The sequence below is a fragment of the Paenibacillus sp. P4_A9 genome, assembly GCF_056402415.1.
Window position 1 is genome coordinate 54,049 of sequence record NZ_JBFUHL010000015.1, and the last position, 16,523, is coordinate 70,571.

16 protein-coding genes are annotated in these 16,523 nt (G+C 46.2%); 1 reads left to right on the forward strand and 15 read right to left on the reverse strand.

The window, feature by feature from the left end; all coding sequences use genetic code 11:
- From AC1DVJ_RS13120 to AC1DVJ_RS13180, 13 genes are all read right to left on the reverse strand, one after another.
- Complete coding sequence (locus AC1DVJ_RS13120; RefSeq protein WP_477591345.1) at positions 1-882, reverse strand: type II secretion system F family protein; 882 nt, start codon at positions 880-882, stop codon at positions 1-3.
- Complete coding sequence (locus AC1DVJ_RS13125; RefSeq protein ID WP_477591346.1) at positions 879-2,141, reverse strand: CpaF family protein; 1,263 nt, start codon at positions 2,139-2,141, stop codon at positions 879-881. Before AC1DVJ_RS13125 ends, AC1DVJ_RS13120 begins: the two co-directional genes overlap by 4 nt.
- Complete coding sequence (locus tag AC1DVJ_RS13130) at positions 2,122-3,252, reverse strand: AAA family ATPase (RefSeq protein WP_477591348.1); 1,131 nt, start codon at positions 3,250-3,252, stop codon at positions 2,122-2,124. Before AC1DVJ_RS13130 ends, AC1DVJ_RS13125 begins: the two co-directional genes overlap by 20 nt.
- A gap of 266 nt (positions 3,253-3,518) precedes the next feature.
- Positions 3,519-4,031, reverse strand: a complete 513-nt coding sequence (locus AC1DVJ_RS13135) for an acyl-CoA thioesterase (protein ID WP_477591350.1) — start codon at positions 4,029-4,031, stop codon at positions 3,519-3,521.
- Positions 4,032-4,117: 86 nt separating this feature from the next.
- Positions 4,118-5,707 (reverse strand): serine/threonine protein kinase, encoded by a 1,590-nt coding sequence (locus AC1DVJ_RS13140; RefSeq protein WP_477591352.1) that lies wholly within the window; start codon positions 5,705-5,707, stop codon positions 4,118-4,120.
- A 141-nt stretch (positions 5,708-5,848) separates the two neighbouring features.
- The gene (locus AC1DVJ_RS13145; protein WP_477591353.1) at positions 5,849-6,886 is read right to left on the reverse strand and encodes an SAM-dependent methyltransferase; all 1,038 of its coding nucleotides are present in this window, start codon (positions 6,884-6,886) and stop codon (positions 5,849-5,851) included.
- A gap of 61 nt (positions 6,887-6,947) precedes the next feature.
- On the reverse strand, positions 6,948-7,721 hold the full coding sequence (locus tag AC1DVJ_RS13150; protein WP_477591355.1) for an ABC transporter ATP-binding protein: 774 nt from the start codon (positions 7,719-7,721) through the stop codon (positions 6,948-6,950).
- Positions 7,722-7,740: 19 nt separating this feature from the next.
- Entirely contained in the window at positions 7,741-8,094 is a 354-nt protein-coding gene (locus AC1DVJ_RS13155; RefSeq protein WP_477591357.1) for a cyclic-phosphate processing receiver domain-containing protein, read from the reverse strand.
- Positions 8,072-8,932, reverse strand: a complete 861-nt coding sequence (locus tag AC1DVJ_RS13160) for a deoxyribonuclease IV (protein WP_477591414.1) — start codon at positions 8,930-8,932, stop codon at positions 8,072-8,074. Before AC1DVJ_RS13160 ends, AC1DVJ_RS13155 begins: the two co-directional genes overlap by 23 nt.
- A gap of 14 nt (positions 8,933-8,946) precedes the next feature.
- On the reverse strand, positions 8,947-9,750 hold the full coding sequence (locus AC1DVJ_RS13165) for an Fpg/Nei family DNA glycosylase (RefSeq protein ID WP_477591358.1): 804 nt from the start codon (positions 9,748-9,750) through the stop codon (positions 8,947-8,949).
- Positions 9,751-9,840: 90 nt separating this feature from the next.
- On the reverse strand, positions 9,841-11,298 hold the full coding sequence (locus AC1DVJ_RS13170; RefSeq protein ID WP_477591360.1) for a ribonuclease H-like domain-containing protein: 1,458 nt from the start codon (positions 11,296-11,298) through the stop codon (positions 9,841-9,843).
- Positions 11,295-13,583 (reverse strand): DEAD/DEAH box helicase, encoded by a 2,289-nt coding sequence (locus tag AC1DVJ_RS13175; RefSeq protein ID WP_477591361.1) that lies wholly within the window; start codon positions 13,581-13,583, stop codon positions 11,295-11,297. The genes AC1DVJ_RS13170 and AC1DVJ_RS13175 overlap by 4 nt, the downstream gene beginning before the upstream one ends.
- A 59-nt stretch (positions 13,584-13,642) precedes the next feature.
- Positions 13,643-13,894: a hypothetical protein gene (locus AC1DVJ_RS13180; RefSeq protein ID WP_477591363.1), complete on the reverse strand. Its 252-nt coding sequence runs from the start codon at positions 13,892-13,894 to the stop codon at positions 13,643-13,645.
- Between the two features lie 119 nt (positions 13,895-14,013).
- Between AC1DVJ_RS13180 and AC1DVJ_RS13185 the strand changes: the two genes are divergently transcribed.
- Entirely contained in the window at positions 14,014-14,607 is a 594-nt protein-coding gene (locus tag AC1DVJ_RS13185; RefSeq protein WP_477591364.1) for a nitroreductase family protein, read from the forward strand.
- An 84-nt stretch (positions 14,608-14,691) separates the two neighbouring features.
- On the opposite strand, the gene AC1DVJ_RS13190 is transcribed toward AC1DVJ_RS13185, so the two are convergent.
- The gene (locus AC1DVJ_RS13190) at positions 14,692-14,943 is read right to left on the reverse strand and encodes a hypothetical protein (protein WP_477591366.1); all 252 of its coding nucleotides are present in this window, start codon (positions 14,941-14,943) and stop codon (positions 14,692-14,694) included.
- 584 nt (positions 14,944-15,527) lie between these two features.
- Positions 15,528-16,457, reverse strand: coding sequence for a ribonuclease Z (gene rnz, locus AC1DVJ_RS13195; RefSeq protein WP_477591415.1), 930 nt, complete (start codon positions 16,455-16,457; stop codon positions 15,528-15,530).
- Between the last annotated feature and the right edge of the window lie 66 nt (positions 16,458-16,523).

The following is a 16,523-nucleotide window of genomic DNA, read 5'->3' on the forward strand; positions in this document are numbered from 1 at the left end:
CTACACCTTGATATTCATTATTTTTTGAGTGATTACGTAACAGGCACCAAGTAACAATAAGCAAATGGTCATGATGAGGACCCCGCTTCCTCTGTAAAGTGGAACCATATAATCGGGTGAGGAAAAGGCCAAAACAGCAACAATGAGGATYGGGGCAACAACGAGTACTCTTGATTCAAAACGCTTTTGAGCTATCATGACCGAAATTTCCTGGGTTATTTCTAGTTTATCTGCAATAACCGTTGCTGTTCGCTTCATCACTTCAACTAAATTACCTCCCGTTCTCTTACAGGTCAGAAATACGTCAGTAAAGCTCTGAATATCTTCTAAATGGCTTCGATCTGCAAAATGTTTAAGCGCTGTCTCAATCGGTTCGCCATTTTCAACCTTCCGGCAAATCCTGCCGAATTCAACGACGATCAAACAGACCGGATCGGGATACAGCAGCTTCAAATCATCCCAAGCCTCTCGAAATGCCGATTCAATGGATTTCCCCACTGTCATGGAAGAAGAAAGACAGCTGAGCGCCTGCTTAAACTGCACATGAAGCATATTTTTGCGTTTTTGGATTAATTGCTGACGACGAATGCGAGGAAACAGAAAGCCCGTAGTAGCTAAAGCGGTTGCGAGGATGATCTGTTGATAGAAAATATAACCGATCATGAATGCCGGTATTGCTAGCATCAGAATAGCAGTTATTCTCTCTTTGGAGGACAATCGATATTGGTTGTAATCGATGTAAGGAATTATTGGAAGGATGGCCTCTGACTTGGGTTTAGGGGGGCTTTCATTTGATTTGCGAGGTRATTTGCGGCGTTCAAGATACAGCAGGATCATCCAACTTCCTCCACCGATCAGAAAAATCAACAACCACACGTTCATACGGCCTCACACACAACTGCAACACGTGTAAACCAATTAGGTAGCTTTTTCCCCGCCATTTGAAGCTTGTGCATATTCGCAAGAGCTTGTCCCGTATACTTTAATGCTCCTAGGATCTTACCATCTGGCGTCTCCCCGCTCTCCTCGAAGAGAAATAGCGGCTGCAAGTGCACTTCGCCATCCTTCAAGCCAACGACTTGATGAATCTCTGTCACCTTCCGAGAACGATCTCGCATCCGGGAAATATGCACGATCACATCTAGGGCCGAGGCAATCTGTTTACGAATCACTTCAACAGGAAGCGGTGCTGCACTCAGTACCATCGTCTCTAGTCTGCTTAGCATATCTAGCGAGGTGTTCGCATGACCTGTGCTTAAAGAACCATCATGACCGGTATTCATCGCTGCCAGCATATCCAACGCCTCGGCACCACGTACCTCGCCGACAATAATGCGATTAGGGCGCATCCGCAGGGATGATCGAATCAATTCTCGCATCGTAATAGCCCCCTTCCCTTCGGTATTCGCATTTCTCGTTTCCATCCGAACCAGATTAGGTACAGATTGGATCTGAAGCTCAGCTGAATCTTCGATTGTAATCACGCGTTCATGATCAGGAATCCAAGCACTCAACGCATTGAGAAACGTCGTCTTCCCTGACCCTGTTCCGCCACCTACAAACATATTAAATCCCGCTTCAACCATCATCCGCAGCATTTCTGCGGCTTCCTCCGAAATGCTGCCCATACGAATCAAATCTGACATATCCATTGGCTTGGCAGGAAATTTACGGATGGTTAAGGTAGGACCGCTGAGTGAGGCAGGTGGAAGCACAATATTTACGCGAGAGCCATCATTCAATCGTGCATCCACTATGGGAGTGGCTTGGTTGACGATACGATTGACTTTGGAAACGATCATTTGAATAAGATCTTCAAGCTTCTCTGAACTTTCAAGCTCGTAAGGGTATCGTTCAACAGCACCCATTCGTTCAAAGAAAATGCAGGTATGCCCATTCACCATGATCTCTGTTACTGTAGGGTCATCAATTAGCGGTTGAAGAATATCTAATCCTCGAAAGCTGTCAAATATGCGATTGACTCCGGCCTGCATTTCGCTCGAAGTCCACCCCTGTTTACTTGCAGCACGAAAGATTGCTTCTTCGATATGCCCCCACAACTGATCGTCACTCACCTCATGTGAGAGGTCAAGATTCTCTTTAATCTCCCGCTTTAATTCGTTAAACAGCTCTTGATTCAAAGTAAGAAGCAGCTCCTTCTTTTGCAGTTACAGCATGTTCATTGAGGACTGCTTTCAGCATGCTGTACACCTGTTCCGAAAAAATATCCGATTGCCACACTTGCTCTGCCGAACTCATCACCTTCCATTCTGGAATATAGGGAAGATTGAAGATTATATTTTTACCTAGAAAATCGAAAGTATTTGTTTGACTGCCCCTAAAGCTCGTCATAACAAAATGAATATGCGGATACGCGCTCATTTGCTTAAATAGTGATTTCGTTTTGAAAGCATCATTCCAATCATCTCGAACAAGCCAAATAATCGTGTCGCTAAGTTCTAAGCTTTTGACGATTCTCGGATGAACTGATGCTTCAAGATCAACGATGATTGTATCGTAGAGAGATAAGTCTACGATCGACGCTATGAGCTGCTTGACTTGGTCACCGCTCATCTCTTGCATCTCCCTCATTTGCTCATGAGGTGTCAAATAATCGAACCGATGGTTAACATCATGCGATTTTAATAAAGCGAGCTTCGGCCCTATCGAGTCAGGCGATACTTTCAAATAATACAGGAGCTGCGATAATCTCCCCGATTCTCCTTGCAGCCACTGCGAAGCTGCACTCACCGACTCCAAGCTTAGATACAAGACACGCTCCCCCCGAAATGCTAGCTGCTTCGCCATATGAACAGATGTGGTCGATTTACCACTATTTCCACTACTGCTGTAGACGGATATCACGCGTGTTCGAGTGGCATGAAGCGGATGATGTTCACTTGGAATACCCTCCGTAAATAGAGCTTGAATGCGTGTAAGCAACTGAAACAATGGTTGATAACGGAATAAGAACGGAAGTAATGTATCTGGAGCATTAGAATTCATGATGTTTTCACTTAGAATCATCTTGCACAACGAAGTTCGATGATGCTGCAATACCGGATAGTACGCTTCAGATAGCAACAAGACACCTTCGATGCTCGTATTCTCTAACACCTGTACTAGAATCTCTACTTGTGAAAAGAGCTTAACTTGTACGCGTTCAGCAAACTCCGTCGCCCGAATGAATAGGACTAATCGCTCGGCATAAGACATGTCATCATCTAAGACATACAGTTGAAGTTTACTCAATTCAGTTTCCCCTCCTTCATTCTTGGAACTAACCAGCGAACCTCGTATAAACACCACTGCCAATAAGTACACAACTCATAACGGCGATTACAATCGCCACGCGAGTCGTTGTTTCATCTCTCATATTTCCCCTCCTGCCTTTTCTCGGAATAGCAAAAAAGCACGCACTGACAATAGAGAATATTTCTCTACAATCAGCGGTGCTTCCGCTTGTCCGAATTATAATTACCCAAATTGTACCACATTTCCCTAATAAATCAATCCCCTTATTCCCACGGGTACTTCATTGTGAAGAAGCTAGCCAGCTTCTTACTCTCCACACGGCGAATACGTCTCATCTCGGCGCGATGCGGTGCGGATTCGTGAAGCTTTATCTCCTCTTCGGTTTCTGGTATCACATCCGGTACTTCAACCGGCACTTTATTTTCATCCAAGGCAACAAAAGTAAGGAAAGAGGTCGCAGCAATTTTCCTTGCACCTGACTTCAGATCCTCGGTAACAACCTTGACGAAAACCTCCATCGAGCTTTTTCCTGTCCAAGTCACGAAAGATTCTAAGCAGACAGAATCCGACGTGTGTATCGGTGACAAAAAGTCAACCGAATCCGTAGAAGCCGTCACGACCGACCTCCTACAATGCTTATGAGCCGCAATAGAAGCAATATCATCAATATAGGACATCAGCTTTCCACCAAAAAGTGTATTATGATTGTTCACATCAGTTGGAAAAATACGCGATGTTTTGAAACATCTGGATTCTCTCGAATATCGCTGCTCCATAGCTGTTTCCCCCTCGGTTTCTCATTCAAAATATGACTCATCATACCATACTTTTGGATATTTTTGGTTATTGCTATATAAAAGCACTAATCACGTTTCTTGAATCGGGTAAAAATCGATTTTCTTGGTCGCCGTGCGAATTGCTTGAGGCTTCCGCCCGGGAGAATTTCACTGAGGAATGGTTTCAGGGATTCGTATAACATGTTAAGGTATTGCGGCTCATCCTGTATGCAATCACCCTTCCAAACCGCTTGCATCACTTCTGATCTAGGAATTTGCGGTATGGTACACAGCGGTGCTGACGGGAGTGAGTCATGCCACTCTCTTTGTATATGAGGAGGTAGCACCCCATTGGCAATATAATGCACCTTTTTACCTCGTTGCTTGTAAGATTCAAACTGTTCAATCAGCTTGCGCGAGCTGGGGCGATCACACTTCCCTGGCGAGCTATCCACAATGACGACGATGTCTTCCGCGCTAAAACAAAGTTCTTGTACCGCAGGGTGCTCCCACTGCGTCGAAACGTCCCACACGACGATCGGCTTTTTGATCAAGTGCATGAGCTTAAAAGCATGGGAAGCTTGCCAATTGCCTTGAAAGCCGTCAGGGTGAATAGGCGCCCAGGTGGTAAAACCGTTGATCCATGGTGTTGCGTTAGTGGAAGATGTGTCACGAATGTGATCGGAGGGAAAGATGTATGGGGTCGGGGCATTATGTTCTCCGTATAAAAGCATATACAAATCAGGTTCAATCGTCGGTTGCTCGACAAGCGCGTTGGGAATTTGGAGAGCATGTAGGATTCTGGCTAATGTTATTGCGGTAAATGTCGCTCCTACACCTGCGAATAATCCGCCAATAACAATTAACTTATCGCTCATATTAGATGGGAGTGATGTGCGTTGAGGCTGTGAGTCTGTTACGAGCAGATTGCTTTCCGCGTATAGGGAACGAAGTTTCAGCTTCACTTCTAATGCGGTTTGATAACGGTTCGAGGGTTGATCTTGCAGTAGAAAATGAATCGTGGTGCATAAGGCTTCTGGAATCCCTTCTTTTCGCAGTTCCAAAGGCTTGGCTTTGCTATAAGCATAGTAACCACCGGACAATAAGTAATACAGCATGGAGCCTAGTGTGTAAAGATCCGTGCGGGCATCCGTTTGGAGCCCCAAATATTGTTCCGGAGCAGCGAATCCGATCGTCCCCATTTGCATGGTATCGGAAGCTTGTCCTTGTTTAAATTGTCTAGCCACACCGAAATCGATTAATCGAACTTGATTGTGTTGGTTGAGCATGACGTTGGAAGGCTTGAGATCGCGGTAAATAATGGGTCGAGGTTCGAACGTGTGTAAGTAGTGGAAAATATCGAGTAACTGGAAAGCAATATGAACAATTTGCGTAATGGGTAGATCACGATGATTCTTTTCGAATAAATCCTGCAACGTAGGCCCCTCGATATAGTCCATGACCAGATAGCCTTTCCCATCTTCTGTAATAAAATAATCCACTAATTGGGGGAGCTGCACGTGCTGGAGCTTGGAAAGCATTTCTGCTTCCTCCATGAAGAATGCCTTGTCGGAATCTGTGCACAAACACTCCTTCACTGCCCAGCGCTTCCCCTTCAGCTTGTTATCTTCAGCGAGATACACCTGACTCATGCCGCCTTGTCCGAGTATGGACACGAGTTGGTATCTCCCTCCTATAATTTCCCCTTGCCTTGGTATTTGCTTCACAATACTTAAAAACCCCCCTCTTATCTATCAAGTCATATTTCTCTTGATTATAAGGGAGGGTTATTGGAAAATCTAGCTATTTTTCACATTTTATATTTTTTGCAAATATAGCGTGATTTCTTCGCGATTGTGAAACAACTGCTTCGCTTTCAACAGGAAGAGTGAATCTTCGAAAATGTGTAGGATATCACGAACCGTTTGGAATGGTTTCTTATGCATAAGCTTCACCGTGATAATGGCCGTACCGCCACTTTGCAAAGAGAAGAGTAAATCTGCCACCAGGCGTCCCATTTGCCGCGGGTCCCAGCTCATATCACACACCAATAAATCAAACTCATTTACGCGCAACTTCACGTCTCCTGCATTTTTCTTCAGGAAAGTCAGCAAAGGATTACCTAGGAGTCGTGGGTTCATTGCAGCTGGGTCAATCGCCGTTACTTTCAAACCGCGTTCTAACAGCAATGACGTCCATCCGCCAGGTGCAGCCCCAATATCAATCGCTTTGCGAGCGACACTGAAATCAATGCCGAAACGCTGCTCTGCTTCCAAAAGCTTAAATTTGGCGCGTGATATTTGATCTTCTTCCTTCATGAAGCGAATAGCACCACCTGACCAGTCCGATAAGTTGTCCTGTGGCTTCGATATTCCGATATAAAGCTTTTTGGCGCTAATGTACACCGAAATAATGTGGTCCGCATATCGGACAACGGGCTCGCCCCCGCATTCAGCTACGAGGATTTCATCGAAAGCGGCCTTAATCGTAAACGGCGCATACGGAACATCTGCACGCTCTTCTTTACGAATTTGCGTAGTAATTTTCTCGCCGAAAGCAAACAAACCAGTAGCATAGGCTTCGCGAAGCCATGCCGTCAAATGCGCAATATCTGCATCCGTGCGGCTAAGATCCCATTCTTGATGAACAGGTTGAACATGTCGTAGAAAGATCGGTTCATTCTCTCGCAAGGTTGGAATTACATCTGCAGAATCATCTGGAACCTGGAAATAAAAAACTTCCGTTGGCACCAATAATGTAAATTTCGTTAATGGAAATAACTTACGTAGTTCATCTTGTGCATATTGTGCGAACCCATGATTCGAGGTTCCAATATAGGTAGTTAATTGTGTCATAGCCGCATCCTTTAAGTAATCTACGTTCATTTTAGCTAGCTAGCTTGCTTGCTGCATAACCCTAGTTGTTTTCAATAACCTTGATCCACGGGCGATCTTGGAACCACTCCAATGAAACATCAATTCCGAAAGCTTTTTGAATATTCTCAGGCGTTAATACATCTTCTTTACGTCCTGAGGCAATCAATTCCCCTTGCTCGATAATCGCAACATGCGTAAATAAAGGCATGATTTCTTCGATGTGATGGGTGACATAAACGACTGTGATATCTTGTTTACTAAGCTTATTTACATCAGAAAGAAACCGTTCTCTCTCAAATAAATCTAGACCAGCGGCAGGCTCGTCCATAATGAGGATCGATGGCTTACTCATCAAGGAACGTGCAAGCATAACCTTTTTGCGTTCACCTTGTGAAAGACTGCCTAGTGGTTGGCCTGCAAGATGAGGGATACGAACACGTTCCAACATTTCCAGTGCCCGATCCTTCACTTCCTGAGGGATTTCTTCATAAAATCGAAGATACGCATACTCGCCCGTTGCCACGACTTCGATAACAAGGTCAATCAAATTCAATTTTTCAAAGAGTGATTGAGAAATATAGCCAATTTTCTTCCGCACTTCCCTAACATCAACCTGACCATACCGATTACCTAGGACATCAACCGTACCACGGCTCGGAAATTCATAGCCATTCATCATTTCAAGCAATGTCGTTTTACCTGAACCATTTCGGCCCAACAATACCCAGTGTTCACCGGATTCGATATGTACATTCACATCATTTAAAATATGGCGTTCTCCCCGTATAAAATGAATACCGGATAAATGAATCATAAGTTCGTTTCCTCTCACTTTACGTTTTACTTGGATAGGTTCCTTGTGCAACCCCCATCAATACTTCATCTGGCATACGATGCGCATAAAGCCCCATTCCCTCAGGCTTGACAACATACAGCATCTGGTACATCTGCGTGCATGCCGAAGGACTGGATGTATGAATATAAATCGTTCTTGGAAATTTGCGCTGCTGAATCAACCAAATGACAACATCCATGCCGGTTTGCTTGGACATCCAGCCCAAATCGTGATCCAAGGATAAGATGTCGACCTCACATTCCTGAAGCAAAGTGATACATTCTTTGGCATCTGAAGCTAAGGCAAATCCTTGGGGACAAGGACGCGAATCATCTAAGTATACATGAATCATCCTCACATTTCCTTTCCAACAACGAATTTACGAGCGCAATCTCTTCCCGATGCGTGCCATCATGCCCACTACCTGTCTCAAGAACAATAGGAATGTCTTGTAAAAAGGGGGATGCTAATAGACTTTGGAAATTCGCAATGCCGATATTACCCTTGCCAATGTTGGCATGCCGATCACGGCGTGATCCTAAAGGATACACCGAATCATTCAGATGAACGGCCTTCAAATGCGGTAGATAATCAAGCAGATTCCCCTTCGACTCTAGCTCTAACCAATCTGAGCCTCGCCAAAGTTGGCTTGCATAAGCATGACAAGTATCTAGGCAAAAGCCAATCTTCTCAGGTGAATCGCACAGCTTTCGAACCTGCGCCATTTCTTCCATGGTCAGTCCTAATTGCGACCCTTCTCCCGCTTGATTTTCTAGCAAAATGAAAGAAGATCCCGTATAACCCTCCGTAGCGCTATTCAAACATTGTATTATATTTTTGTAGCCTTGTAACGGGTCTTTTCCAGTATATTTGCCAAAATGCACCACAAGTCCAACAGATCCGCATGCATTTGTAATGTCCAAGCCATTTTTCAGTAAGTTAACCATGATTTCACGTTCAGTCTCATCCACTGCGGGATTTAGCGCATATGGAGCATGCCCAATCGAAAGAATACCATGTTCCTTGCACAATTGCGCGCACGCGCTCGCGTCTTTGTGATTAACAGCTTTCGTAGCTAGACTACGAGGGTTCATCGGAAAGAATTGAAAGGCATTTGCACCAAGGGAAAGGGCGGTTTTGGCAGCATTCAGATAACCGCCTCGTGTACGTACGTGGGCTCCGATAAACATGTCAATCCGACCTTTCACTTTTGACAATGGGTACAGTAAAAGCATTTACGGCTTGAGACTTCCGTTTGAATAATAGGACTCCCACATCGAAAACATGGCTCATCTTTGCGATCATAAACACGACATCTCGTATTATATTGACCGGTTAATCGATCTCCCACGAATAAGGGTTCCTCCATGTAGCCGCCGACTTGAATGGCTTCTCGTAACAGAGCTTGCATGGCTTGGTATAGCTGGGATTGCTCATTTTCAGTGAGAGAAGGTACTTTTCGCAGAGGAAGGACGCCGGCTTCAAAACAAATTTCATCCGAATAACAATTCCCAATACCTGAAAGAAAGCCTTGATCAACAAGCGTCACTTTGAGGTTACCTTTCTTGGTTCGCAGGACGTTCCGGAATTGGACTAAGCTTAATTGGAGCGGCTCCGGACCTAACTTACGCAAGTGGGCATCGATCTCCTTCGAATTGTGAAGGTGCAAATAACCTAAGCGTAAACCTATAAAAGATAGGCTGTGTACACCCAAATGGATTCCCACCTGAATAGTTCGGTCTGGTTGCTCTTCTTGTGTACCATAAAACATCCAGCCGCCAAGCATAAGGTGCAACAACAATATTTCACCTGAGGCCAAATGAAACAGTAGGTGCTTTGCTCTACGCTCGATCTGAACAATACGATTGCCGATAAGCTTACGAGCAAATTCATCGGGGTCTATATTCAAGGATTTCGGACGTGTTACATCGACTCTCGTTATCGGTACTCCAATGATCAATCGAGTCAACTGCTGACGATACGTTTCCATTTCCGGAAGCTCAGGCACGAGAATCGCTCCTTGCCATTTTTATACCTTGTATAACCAAATGGTGGTTTGCGTAAACACCTAGCCTACTCCCATGTAAGGGCCAATGACTTATATTAAACTTTCAACGACGTAAGTGGGCTTTGATACTTTGTTACTCCTTCTCGCTCTGGAAGTTTTGTTCGCATTTACGGGATACCCAACATCCCTTTTACTCAAATCCGACTCTTTTTTTCGCATTTTCTGCTTCAAACGTGCAATCCGCTTCTCCCATGCTTCTTCAATCTCGTTAATCTTCCGATCGCCACGATGAAGCGCACGTCGCCGCCAAAGCCTTGCCCATGCCTCTTCTGCATAAAACACCGCTTGATTCAAATCCTTCTCACGGTGCTCGTAGTACATCGCAAGCTCCAAATACGGCTCCAACTGCAAAGAAATGCTGGCAGGTTTGAGTAGGATAGCCTGCTTCCAAAGCTCGATTGCACGCGCATATTGACCACATTTCTTGTAGTAGCCTGCTAATTGAAGTAGAGCTATTTCTTGCTCGGCCGCCTGTATAGTCGCTTCGTTATTCACCAGCTTCGCATATAAAGCATTCAAATATCGTTCAGCCTTTACAGGTCTTTCCATTTTATCAAGCCACAGTCCTGTTCGGAACAGTTCTTCGGGGTCTAGATTGGGATCGAAATTGGAATCGAAATTAAAATTAAGATGCTGATCGTTACGTGAGACGATGTCGATTTCTTCGACTTGTACTGGATGCAGAGCCGCATCTGGACGCAGCAACTTGCCAAAATGGATCGTCAAAGCAGCCAATGTCACGATATCATGCTCGTTGTGAATGAATACACCTTGGAGGACAGCAGGATCCTTCTCCGCCAAATATTGAAAGTACAGCGCAGGCGCCATCGAGCCAGGTACGTCATCGACTCGCTCAAAGCCAAGACGGCTCTCCTCCACCTTGCTCAATCGACAGGAGGGCAGCGTGTTGCGCCACAGACTTCGTGACGGATAGAGTAGATCAAGCTGAAGCAGTTCTGAGTCGTCCAAGGTGAGACGATTCAGGACAAAACGATTTTTGAGAATAGGCCAATCGAACGTGCGGCCGTTATAGGAGACGATATGCGTATATCGTCCTAACAGTTCTTGCAGGTACACCAGCATCGCATGTTCTTCTGCTGGGTTGCGAATCATGAGCTGTTCAACCGTGAACAGCTCGCCTGTGTAATAGCCGATGCCGACCATGAATGGCACGTTACCAGCACCGACGCCGAGTCCGGTTGTCTCGGTATCGAAGAAGAGCAGCTCTTCGAGCCGGACGACGGCGTCCTGCTCGTGAAAGCAGGACAACTGCGCCGTAACTTCGGCGAGCTCACGCAGCCGATACTTGCCGTGCACGCTGTCCGCGCCGTACTCGCGGCGCCGCATGACGAACGAGCCCGCGGGGCTCGTCGCAATATGGGCGCCGAGCTGCGCCCACTCGCCCGCTGCCTCCGGCGGGGGCGGCGGTGTTACCCCAGCCGCCGCGGGTCCCCGCAGCCGGCCAAGCCTTTCGCGGAGCCCGCTCATCGGGCACCGCCTTCGAGCTCTGCGAGCAGCTCCAGCGCGAGCTTCTTGCCGAGCAGGCCGACCTCTTCGACCGGCCCGACACAGGCCGGGCAGCCGCTGATGCAGCCGCAGCTCTTAATCAGGCTGCGCGCCTGATCCATCAGCTGTCCGTGGACCTCGTACAGCCGATCACTAAGACCTACGCCGCCTGGGTAGCGGTCGTAGAAAAACACCGTCGGCAGCTTGCTATGCACGGCCTTCACTTGCGGAACGACCCGAATATCCATCGGGTCGCACATCAAATACAGCGGCGCCAGATGCGCCAGGACATTGGCAATACCAAGCAGCGCATGCTGCATGTCATTGGCCGAACGTCCTGCTGCCATCGCCTCGTCAAAGGTGAACCAATAGGAGCTTGTATGCAGCTCCTCTTCTGGCAAACGAATCGGCCCCGAGCCGATATTCTCATGCGTACGCAGACGGATTTTCTTGAAAATCGTTGGCTGCGCATTGACAGTTACCTCGCCAAGTTGACGCAAGAGCCCACCAACGCGCCCCTCCCGATTCACATGCAGTACTTTAAGTTGAACAGCCATACTAGCATCCGTGAAGTAATCGACATTCACTTGTCTCACGAATGCTTTCTTCTCTTCATAATCCAACTTTTCCACTTGGAATTGAATACCTTCATGAAGGTAAATAGCCTCTTCGTGAATCAAAGTTGGTGCACTGAAACGATCACATTCGCCAATAACGCGATGACCATTCGTCATGTCGATAATGACAAAATTCTCTTGCGCCGCTGAGCGCAACGAGATGTTATGAGCTGGGAAGGATTGCTCCATCCAATACCAACGATCATTGACTTGGTGAAGCACCTGCTCCTCTGTTAAATATTCAAGAACATCGGTGAGCGATTCCTCACCGAACTTCTCATTCGCTTCGAAAGGCAGCTCATAGGCGGCACACTTCACATGATCCACGAGGATGATCAAATTATCAGGATGAATGCGCGCCTGCTCCGGCGGACGCTCGAAGAAATAGCGCGGATTCTGGATCAAATACTGATCCAGCGGATTGCTGCTCGCGACGAGAATCGTCAGCGAGGTCTCCTGCCGCCGTCCGGCACGCCCGGACTGCTGCCAAGTGCTGGCTATCGTGCCTGGATAGCCATTGAGCACGCACGCTTGCAGCTGGCCGATGTCGATGCCCAGCTCCAGCGCGTTCGTGCTCACAACGCCGCGGATTTCCCCGCTTCGTAAGCCTCTTTCGATCTCCCTGCGCAGCTTCGGGAGATATCCGCCGCGGTAACCGCGGATCGATTTGCTGCCCAGCTCGTGACTCACGAGTTCTTGCAGATAGGTCAGCAAGATCTCCACGCGCACGCGGCTCCGTGCAAACACAATCGTCTGGATCCCGCTCCGCAGCAGCGTTCCCGCAAGCTTGCGCGTCTCCAAGACGGAGCTTTTCCGAATTCCGAGCTGTTGATTAACAACAGGCGGGTTATAAAACACAAAGTGCTTCTCACCTGCCGGAGCACCATTATTATCAATCAGCGTTACGGTTTCACCGATTAATCGTTCAGCATGCTCCTTGGGGTTTTCAATTGTGGCCGAAGCACAAATAAATTGCGGATTAGAGCCATAGAATCGGCAAATTCGCTTCAACCTTCGAATGACGTTGGCCACATGACTGCCAAATACACCTCGATATGAATGCACTTCATCGATCACAATATAGTTCAAATTCTCAAATAACTTTACCCATTTCGTGTGGTGTGGAAGAATGGCCGAATGGAGCATATCAGGGTTCGTAACGACAATATGTCCAGCATTTCGTATCGCTTGTCGGACTGTTGGCGGCGTATCTCCGTCATAGGTGTGCGTTTTAATATCTACTTCCATAAACTCAACCATTTCCTGAAGCTCAGCAACTTGATCCTGCGCCAGTGCCTTCGTTGGGAATAGATACAACGCACGCGAGGCGTCGTTTTCCAAAATCTTTTGCAGCACCGGCAGATTGTAGCATAAAGTCTTTCCTGAAGCCGTTGGCGTTACGGTAACGACATGATTTCCTGCGGTAACTTGGCGAAACGATTCCGCTTGATGTGTATATAATTGCCCAATGTTTTTATGTTTAAGTGCTGCACAAATACCCTCATGTAATCCTTCTGGAAAATCGGCCAGTTTCGGATCTCGTGGGGGTATCGTGTGCCAATAGGTGACTTGTTCCATGATTTCAGGCGATTTACGCAGCCCGTCAATCATCTCTATCATTGAAGAAACCTTACCTGTGAAAGGATTCATAAACCGAATCTCCTTACCCATTTCGTTTCTTCCATTTTACAGAATATACGTTCGTATGTCTACATTAATTCAGCTAAATCATCATAATCGTATCGTAGGCCATCATGATCATCGCTTCGTACATGAGCTGTGACCGACAGCGCTTGGTTTGCACTTTCTTGCATTTTAAACAAAACTTCTTGATAGTCTCTAGATCGGTGCTCTTCTCTATCATGTTTCATGGCAGTTCTTAAAGCTCTTTCAATGATAATGATATCATGACTTGTGAAATTCACGGCTTCTCGCACCTCTTCTTGGTCCATCATTTTCATAACAACTAGCTTTGCCAAATTGCGCCAAAGACATACAAAACATTAAAATATTTAGAAATTCGTATACTGCCTTGTAATCAGGTAAAATTAGGATGATATACACAAAGGAGGAATACATAATGTCCGCATCTTTACCTAATGAAATTGAAGAGCATCGCCAACCAGATCATGAGATCAATCCTCAGTTTCTTGAGCGTTGGTCGCCACGTTCATTCTCAGATCAAGAAGTGTCAGAGGACGTGCTATTAAGCTTGTTTGAGGCGGCACGATGGGCACCATCAGGAAGCAATAATCAGCCATGGCGCTTTATTGTTGCCCGAACACCCGAGCAATTGGCTAAATTCTATGATTTCATCAACCCGTCAAATCGCGTTTGGTGTGAAAAAGCCCCTGTACTTACACTTGTTATTTCAAACACCAAAACACCTAAAGGCACACATAATATAAGTCATGCATTCGATGCAGGTACGGCGTGGGGATATTTAGCGCTTGAGGCAAATAATCAAGGGCTTATCGCTCACGCAATGGGCGGATTCGAACCAGACAAAGCACGCGAAGCACTCCATATACCTGCCGAGTACGAGCTACACGCTGTTGTTGCCATCGGGTACCGGGGTCCAGTTGATGCCCTTCCTGCCAATCTGCAAGAACGTGAAGTTCCATCCGGAAGACATGCAATCAGTGAGCTTATTTACGCAGGACAATTCGAGTAATTGTCGTTTGTTTCAAACAAAAAGAACACTTCAGCACTTTGAAAACAAGTGGACTGGGGTGTTTTTGTTTTTTTATGAAGTCACCTATACAAAGGGCGAATCCCAAGCTTTTTTGTCAAATCCAATTCGATCACTCACTACATTCATATCCCGATCCAAATGAACATCGACACCGAAGCTCATCTTGCATTTGTGCCAGAAACTCATATCGCACCACTGCACCTCATTACCGCCGTTCTTCTCTTTCCAACATAAGTAGATGTGCTGTGCAAACTGTAAAAATGCTCGAACACCATCTGTCCCCATGGATGCTTTCACAATCGGATGAAAGATCACTCAACCGATTAGATTAGAATAAAATTTCGTACAGCGAGAATACAACATTTCGCACATATTTCCTGGGTAGCTTTCGAAACATTTCTTTCTCATTGGCAGCAAGATCAAATCAATTTGTGCGTGGCCAGAAATCCGATGTGTTTCAAGAGGCTTGATTCCGTAACGATCAGTCAAAACTTGCTTATACCTCAACTTTAAGCGCAAATTTTTCTCTTCCTCGACGAATATCTGATATCGCAATCGCATCGCTTGATCAATTTCTTGTGCACAGTTTGCAAGCTTGCCATGAAAATGAAAAAAAGAACACCATCGCCTATTGGCGATCTGCGTTCTTTTGTGTCCAGACCAAGTGTTTGGACTTCCCTTATTCCAAATCTTTATACGACTTCCTGATTTCCTTAATGATGATAAAAAATATCGAGGAGATAAAGATAGAAAGCAGCACTTCACCGAGTGTAATTTCCATACCTTCACCCCGATTTCCGTTGGTTTTGTTTAGTGTATGAGGGTAACGTGTGAATTTGACGCATAAAGAAAAAATAAGCTTCCCCCGTTACGAATATAACGGAAGAAGCTTATCTATTTTACACTTTACGCGGTACATCAAAGCTCCAGAAATCTCTTGCCAAGTGACTATTGGCATGAATTTGCTGCGCCTCATGAAGTAGTTCATTGACACTCTCGCCTTGATAACGCGAGCTAAGGTGCGTCATGATCAGTGCGTTCGCACCTGCCTCCTGCGCAGTCCGCGCAGCATCCGTTGAAGTCGCATGATCAAAAGCATAGGCTAGCTCCTGCTTATCCATCGCAAAGGTCGCTTCATGAACCAAAACATCAGCGCCGCGCGCTAACTTTTTAGCGCCCTCACAGTAGCGTGTATCCCCTAGAATGACGACCACACGACCAGGAACTGGAGATCCCAAGAATTCTTGGCCATGAATGGTCCGACCATCCTCGAGTTGTACGGAATGACCTTGTTTTAATTGACCGTAGATTGGACCTGCCGGTACACCAAGCTCCTTGAGCTTTTCGATCAAAAGCTTGCCAGGTTGGTCCTTCTCTACGATTCGAAAACCAAAACATTCAATGCGATGCTCTAAGCGAGCCGTTTCCACAAGAAAGCTTTCATCCTCGAAAATAATGCCCTCTTCATCAAGCTCCACAAGGTGAAGCGTATAGCTCAGATGGGCCCCACTGACCTCAAGTGCGGTATCAACGAATTGTTTGAGTCCCTTCGGACCGTACAGCGTCAGAGGTGTATCCCCACCTAAATAAGAGCGACTCGTCAACAACCCTGGAAGCCCATACAGATGATCTCCATGCAAATGAGTTATGAAAAGTTTCTCCGTCCGCCCTAGCTTCACTGGAGAATTCAAAATCTGCTGCTGCGTACCTTCTCCGCAATCAAAAAGCCAGTAAGTTCCCCTTTCGTCCAATAAATTCAAGGCAATTGAGGTTACATTTCGCTGCTTGGAGGGCATGCCAGCCCCCGTTCCCAAAAAATACAAGTCCACAAGCCAAACCCCATTCTGTTTCAATATCAACTCGGCAAAACGGAAAGCGAGGTTGCCGCGGAACAT

Bases quoted from the DNA above. Each gene is read 5' to 3' on its own strand.
- AC1DVJ_RS13160 (WP_477591414.1), bottom strand. From the start codon at position 8,932: ATGTTTATCGGAGCCCACGTACGTACACGAGGCGGTTATCTGAATGCT.
- AC1DVJ_RS13175 (WP_477591361.1), bottom strand. From the start codon at position 13,583: ATGAATCCTTTCACAGGTAAGGTTTCTTCAATGATAGAGATGATTGAC.
- AC1DVJ_RS13180 (WP_477591363.1), bottom strand. From the start codon at position 13,894: ATGAAAATGATGGACCAAGAAGAGGTGCGAGAAGCCGTGAATTTCACA.
- AC1DVJ_RS13145 (WP_477591353.1), bottom strand. From the start codon at position 6,886: ATGACACAATTAACTACCTATATTGGAACCTCGAATCATGGGTTCGCA.
- AC1DVJ_RS13170 (WP_477591360.1), bottom strand. From the start codon at position 11,298: ATGAGCGGGCTCCGCGAAAGGCTTGGCCGGCTGCGGGGACCCGCGGCG.
- AC1DVJ_RS13185 (WP_477591364.1), top strand. From the start codon at position 14,014: ATGTCCGCATCTTTACCTAATGAAATTGAAGAGCATCGCCAACCAGAT.
- AC1DVJ_RS13155 (WP_477591357.1), bottom strand. From the start codon at position 8,094: ATGATTCATGTATACTTAGATGATTCGCGTCCTTGTCCCCAAGGATTT.
- AC1DVJ_RS13135 (WP_477591350.1), bottom strand. From the start codon at position 4,031: ATGGAGCAGCGATATTCGAGAGAATCCAGATGTTTCAAAACATCGCGT.
- AC1DVJ_RS13150 (WP_477591355.1), bottom strand. From the start codon at position 7,721: ATGATTCATTTATCCGGTATTCATTTTATACGGGGAGAACGCCATATT.